Origin of the sequence: Glycomyces dulcitolivorans (assembly GCF_003265355.1) — a bacterium.
GTDB lineage: Bacteria > Actinomycetota > Actinomycetes > Mycobacteriales > Micromonosporaceae > Glycomyces > Glycomyces dulcitolivorans.
The window spans coordinates 1-5,065 of record NZ_QFRW01000178.1; the positions used below are offsets into that span (position 1 = coordinate 1).

5 protein-coding genes and 1 pseudogene are annotated in these 5,065 nt (G+C 72.7%); 1 reads left to right on the top strand and 5 read right to left on the bottom strand.

Annotated elements, in window-relative coordinates; genetic code table 11:
* Window positions 1–1,095, bottom strand: a pseudogene (locus tag DI269_RS27125) (hypothetical protein); the annotation flags it as partial.
* 98 nt (window positions 1,096–1,193) lie between these two features.
* Here DI269_RS27125 and DI269_RS13815 point away from each other — a divergent pair.
* Complete coding sequence (locus DI269_RS13815; RefSeq protein ID WP_112136787.1) at window positions 1,194–1,907, top strand: glycosyltransferase family 2 protein; 714 nt, start codon at window positions 1,194–1,196, stop codon at window positions 1,905–1,907.
* Here DI269_RS13815 and DI269_RS13820 read toward each other — a convergent pair.
* The 4 genes from DI269_RS13820 to DI269_RS13835 form a co-directional block, all read right to left on the bottom strand.
* Window positions 1,904–2,494: a LutC/YkgG family protein gene (locus DI269_RS13820; protein ID WP_112136789.1), complete on the bottom strand. Its 591-nt coding sequence runs from the start codon at window positions 2,492–2,494 to the stop codon at window positions 1,904–1,906. The two genes, DI269_RS13815 and DI269_RS13820, sit on opposite strands and share 4 nt — an antisense overlap.
* Window positions 2,491–3,909 carry a lactate utilization protein B gene (locus DI269_RS13825; RefSeq protein ID WP_112136791.1) on the bottom strand — a complete coding sequence of 473 codons (1,419 nt, stop codon included), beginning with the start codon at window positions 3,907–3,909 and terminating at the stop codon, window positions 2,491–2,493. The genes DI269_RS13820 and DI269_RS13825 overlap by 4 nt, the downstream gene beginning before the upstream one ends.
* On the bottom strand, window positions 3,906–4,601 hold the full coding sequence (locus DI269_RS13830) for a (Fe-S)-binding protein (protein ID WP_112136793.1): 696 nt from the start codon (window positions 4,599–4,601) through the stop codon (window positions 3,906–3,908). Before DI269_RS13830 ends, DI269_RS13825 begins: the two co-directional genes overlap by 4 nt.
* A partial coding sequence (locus DI269_RS13835) for an FCD domain-containing protein (RefSeq protein ID WP_115509849.1) occupies window positions 4,598–5,065 on the bottom strand: 468 nt, incomplete at its 5' end. The genes DI269_RS13830 and DI269_RS13835, both read right to left, overlap by 4 nt.

Here is a 5,065-nt window from a genome sequence, read left to right on the forward strand (position 1 = left end):
GAGGACGGTGCGGCCGCGGGAGGCCCACGCGCGGGAGGCGTCGGCGCGCGAGCAGCGGGCGGGGCTGCGCCCGCACAGGCACGGGCGGCGCCGGTGCGCGTCGCGGGCGAGGCGCCCGATCCCCCAGATGAGCAGGAGCGGGGCGGCGGCGAGAAGACCGGTGGTCTTGGTGATCGCGATGAGGCCCAGCGCGAGGCCGAGGTACAGCGCGTCCGTGCTCGGCGCGGCGGCCCGCAGTGCGGCGCCGTGGGCGTCACCCGGTCGCGTGAACTCGTCGAGGACGACGGTGGCGAGCGCGGCGACCCACGCGGCGGCGACGAGGTCGACCTGCGTGGAGGTGGCCTGGAGGAGGACCTCGGGGGTGGTGGCGAGGACGAAGACGGTGGCGAGCTGGGCGAGGGGGCCGCCGCCGAGCTGCGCGGTGATGCGGGAGGCGCCGAGGACCGCGCCGATGCCGGCGAGGTACTGGAGGAGGTTGTAGGCGCCGTCGCCGCCGGAGAGGAGCCGCAGGTGGGTGAGGAGGTACTCGGCGCCGGGGCCGAGGTCGACCTGGCGGTGGATCTCGGTGGCGTAGACGCCGACGGAGGCGTTCTGGACCCAGTGCTCGATGCGCGGCAGGTGGTAGGTCTGGGAGTCGAAGTTGTTGGGGGAGGACGCGATCGCGAGGACGGCGGCGCTTATGGCGAGGATCGCGATGACGCAGCCGACGGCCCACTGCCAGGCGGGGGCCGCGGCGGCGGCGCTCTTGGTGCGGCGCCAGGTGCGGCGGGTGGCGCCGCGGCGGGACCGCAGCTCCTCGCGGAGCACGTCGAGGGACTGGCCTCTCACGCCTTCGGGGTCGACGTCCTTGACGCACCGGACGACGACGGCGGCCGCGATGGCGACCGTGGCGCCGATCCAGGCCGCCAGGACCGTCCCGGTGGTGAGCGCGTCGAACGCGGAGGCGGCCTCCACGACCGCGATCGCGAAGGCGCCCAAAAGGAGCGAGGAACGCACGATGGCCAGGCGGGCGGGCGCGAGGACGGCGCCGTCGCGGGGCCGCAGGGCGTAGGCGAGCGCGGGGAGCAGGGCCAGGAGCCACAGGACGAGCAGCACCGCTCCATTCAACACGACCCGGTCCGGCGGGCGGCGGCGCGGCGGACTCGCGTTATGGTTATGCAATCGTGTTCGAACCGCGGGGATGGAGCAGCAGGATGCTGTTGTCAGTACTCGTCCCGGTATTCAATGAGGAACGCCTCGCAGCTGGGACCCTGAAAGAGCTGCTCGCCGTGGACTTCCCCGGGGAGACGGAGATCGTCGTCGTGGACGACGGGTCCCGGGACCGCTCCTGGGAAGTGCTTCAGTCCTTTGAGGACAATTCGCGGATCCGGCTGATCCGCCACGACCGCAACCGGGGCAAGGGTGCGGCGATCCGCACCGCCGCCGAGGCCGCCACGGGCGAGCACATCGTGGTGTTCGACGCCGACGGCGAGTACGACGCCGCCGACCTGCCGCGGCTCCTCGCCCCCGTCCTGGAGGGCAAGGCCGAGGTCGTCTACGGCTCGCGGTCCTTCGGCTCCCACTCGGCGTACTCGTTCTGGTACGTCATGGGCAACAAGGGGATCACGCTCGCCGCGAACATCCTCTTCAACTCGTACATCTCGGACCTGGAGACCTGCTACAAGCTCCTGCCGCGCCAGATGTACCTCGACCTGAACATCCGCTCCGGCGGCTTCGGGATGGAGGCCGAGCTGACGGCGAAGCTCCTCAAGATGGGCATCCGACCCTACGAGATCCCGATCTCCTACACCGCGCGCAGCCGCGAGGAGGGCAAGAAGATCACCTGGACCGACGGCGTCCAGGCGCTCTGGCTCCTCGGGCGCGAGCGCGTCCGCCGCAGCAGGAAGCGCCCGGCGGTCGGCCGCTAGTCCAGCAGTACGACGTCGAGGCGGCGCGGGCCGTGGACGCCTTCGACCCGCTGGAGTTCGATGTCGCTGGTCGCCGACGGTCCCGAGATCCAGGTCTGTGGGGCGGTCCGATCGAGGCGCGGGAGCGCTTCGGCGAGGTGGCCGGTGATCTGGTCGCGCCGGACCACGACCACGTGGTGGTCGGGGACCAGGGTGAGCGCGCGGCGGCCTTGGGCCGCACCGGCGTCGAGCATGATCGTCCCCGAGACCGCCACGGCCGCAGCGCATCCGGTCAGGACCGCGTCGACCCCGTCGAGTTCCGCGGTGGTCAGGCCCCGGTCCTCCACGAACTCGGCACCGCCGACGCGCCATTCGGCGGGGAGGTCGGCCGGGACGGCGACGCGGCGGGCGCCGGCGAGGGCTTCCTCGATCGCGGCCGCGCCGTGGTGGACGTTCGCCTTGTAGTCGACCAGGCGGTCGATGAGCATCGCGACGATGTCGACTTCGAGGTCCAGGGCCCGGCGGTACTCGCGCGGGACCGCGGGAGGAGCCGAGGCGTCCTTGAGGGCGGTGCGCATCCGCGCCAGGATCTCGTCTCGGGCGCTCATTTTTCGCGCTCCTTCCACCAGTCGCGGAACGACTCCTTCGGCGGGACGGGCAGGTCCCGGCTCGCGGTCCACCGGGACGCCGGCCACGGCATCCGCCGCACGAACCCCTTGCGGCGCCACGGCATCGAGCCCAGGCGCGCCAGCCGCAGCGCCGTCCGCCACAGGCGGGGCCGGGCCATGACGGCCTCGGCCGCGCCCATCGCCGCCCGCTCCCCCGCGCCGTGCGGGCCCTGCTGGCGCAGGTGGACGAGCACTTCGGGGATGTTGATCTTGACCGGGCAGACCTCGTAGCAGGCGCCGCACAGGCTGGAGGCGTACGGGAGGTCGTCGTGGCGGCCCGGCTCCAGCTGCGGGGCGAGGATCGCGCCGATCGGGCCGGGGTAGACGTGCCCGTAGGCGTGGCCGCCGGTCCGCTCGTACACCGGGCACACGTTCAGGCAGGCCGAGCAGCGGATGCACGACAGCGCCTGGCGCCCGACCTCGTCGGCCAGGACCCCGGTGCGGCCGTTGTCCAAGAGGATGATGTGCACGTGCTGCGGGCCGTCGCCGTCCTGGACCCCGGTCCACACCGAGGTGTACGGGTTCATCCGCTCGCCGGTCGAGGAGCGCGGCAGCAGCTGCATGAACACTTCGAGGTCGGCGAAGTCGGGGAGCAGCTTCTCGATGCCGACGATGCTGATGAGCGTCTCGGGCATCGTCAGGCACATGCGGCCGTTGCCCTCCGACTCGACCACGACGAGCGACCCGGTCTCGGCGACCGCGAAGTTCGCGCCCGACACGGCCACCGTGGATGACAGGAAGCGGCGGCGCAGGTGCAGCCGCGCGGCCTCGGCCAGCGCGGCCGGGTCGTCCGTGAGACCGGCCGGGGCGTCCCCCATCCTCTGACTGAAGATGTCGCGGATCTCGGTGCGGTTGTAGTGGATCGCGGGGACGAGGATGTGGCTCGGCTTGTCCTCGGCGAGCTGGACGATGAGCTCGGCGAGGTCGGTCTCGAAGGCCCGCAGGCCCTCTGCCTCGAAATGCTCGTTGAGTTCGATCTCCTGGGTCGCCATGGACTTGACCTTGACGACCTCCTCGGCACCCGCTTCGCGCACGAGCCGCGCGGCGATCCGGTTGGCCTCGGCGGCGTCCCGCGCCCAGTGGACGACGGCGCCCGCGGCGGTCGCGTTCTCCTCGAACCGGACGGCGAGTTCGGGGAGGCGGCGCTGCACGTTCGCCTTGACGGCGGCCGCGGTGTCGCGCAGGGCCTCCCAGTCGTCGAGCTCCCCGGCGACCTTGGCGCGCTTGGCGCGGATGGTCCCGGTGGCGTGGGCGAGGTTCCGGCGCAGCTGCGGCATGCCGAGGGCGACCTTGGCGGCCTTGGGGAACGGCGCGCCTGCGGGGATGAGGGACGCGGCGGGAACGAGGTCGCTCATGCGGTGCTCGCGAGGATCTCGGCGTAGTGGATCGGGCGGGGCCCGCCGGTCCGGCTGATGCCGCCGCCGATGTGGGTGAGGCACGAGTTGTCCGCGGCCGCAAGGTATTCGGCGGAGGTGGCGGCCGCGTTGGCGCACTTGTCGGCGAGCATCGCGGTCGAGACCTCCGCGTTCTTGAGGGCGAAGGTCCCGCCGAAGCCGCAGCACTGGTCGGCGGCGGGGAGGTCGACGAGGTCGATGCCGCCGACGGCGCGCAGGAGCCGCAAGGGCTTGTCGCCCAGGCCGAGTGCGCGGGTGCCGTGGCAGGTCGGGTGGTAGGTGACGGTGTGGGGAAAGTGCGCGCCGACGTCCTCGACGCCGGCGACGTCGACGAGGAACTCGGAGAGTTCGTGCACGCGCTTCCCGATGTCGGACCCGGTGAGGTGCGGGTACTGGTCGCGGGCCATGGCGGCGCAGGACCCGGAGGGGGTGACGATCGCGTCGTAGCCGCCGAAGACGTCGTCGAAGTCGCGGGCGAGGCGGGTCGCGTCCTTCTTGAAGCCGGAGTTGGCGTGCATCTGGCCGCAGCAGGTCTGGGCGGCGGGGAAGTCGACGTCGTAGCCGAGCCGCTCCAGGATGCGGACGACCGCTTTGGGCGTCTCGGGGAAGAGGGCGTCGTTGACGCAGGTGATGAACAGGGCCACGCGCGTCACCGCGGGTTCACCCCGTCGCTGCGGGCGGCCTTGGCGCGCCCCCGTTTCGGGGCGGTGTCGGCGGCGGTGAACGCGGCGGCGTGGCGGGTGCGGGAGCGTTCGAGGTGGCGGCGCATGGCCTCCTCGGCGGCGGCCGGGTCCAGGGCGATGATCGCGTCGGCGACCGCGAGGTGCTCGGCCTCGGTCTCCTCGATCGACTCGGGCGTGATGTAGGCCCGGTGGAGGTGCAGGTGGGCGTCCAGGCGCCGGATCGCCTTGGCGATCTGGACGCTGCCGCTCAAAGCGGCGACGGTGTCGTGGAAGCGCCGGTCGGCCTCGGTGAACTCCAGCTTGTCGGCGCTCGGCTCGGGGGTGCGGGCGGCGGTCAGCAGCTCGGCGGCCTCGGCGAACGCGGTCGAGCCGGTGGCGACGACCGCGCCGCGGGCGTCCAGTTGCGGGACGGCGGCGAGGCCGCGCTCGGCGGC

What these genes read in the sequence shown, in the direction of transcription:
- DI269_RS13825 (WP_112136791.1), bottom strand. Translation starts at nt 3,909, where the DNA reads ATGAGCGACCTCGTTCCCGCCGCGTCCCTCATCCCCGCAGGCGCGCCG.
- DI269_RS13815 (WP_112136787.1), top strand. Translation starts at nt 1,194, where the DNA reads ATGCTGTTGTCAGTACTCGTCCCGGTATTCAATGAGGAACGCCTCGCA.
- DI269_RS13820 (WP_112136789.1), bottom strand. Translation starts at nt 2,494, where the DNA reads ATGAGCGCCCGAGACGAGATCCTGGCGCGGATGCGCACCGCCCTCAAG.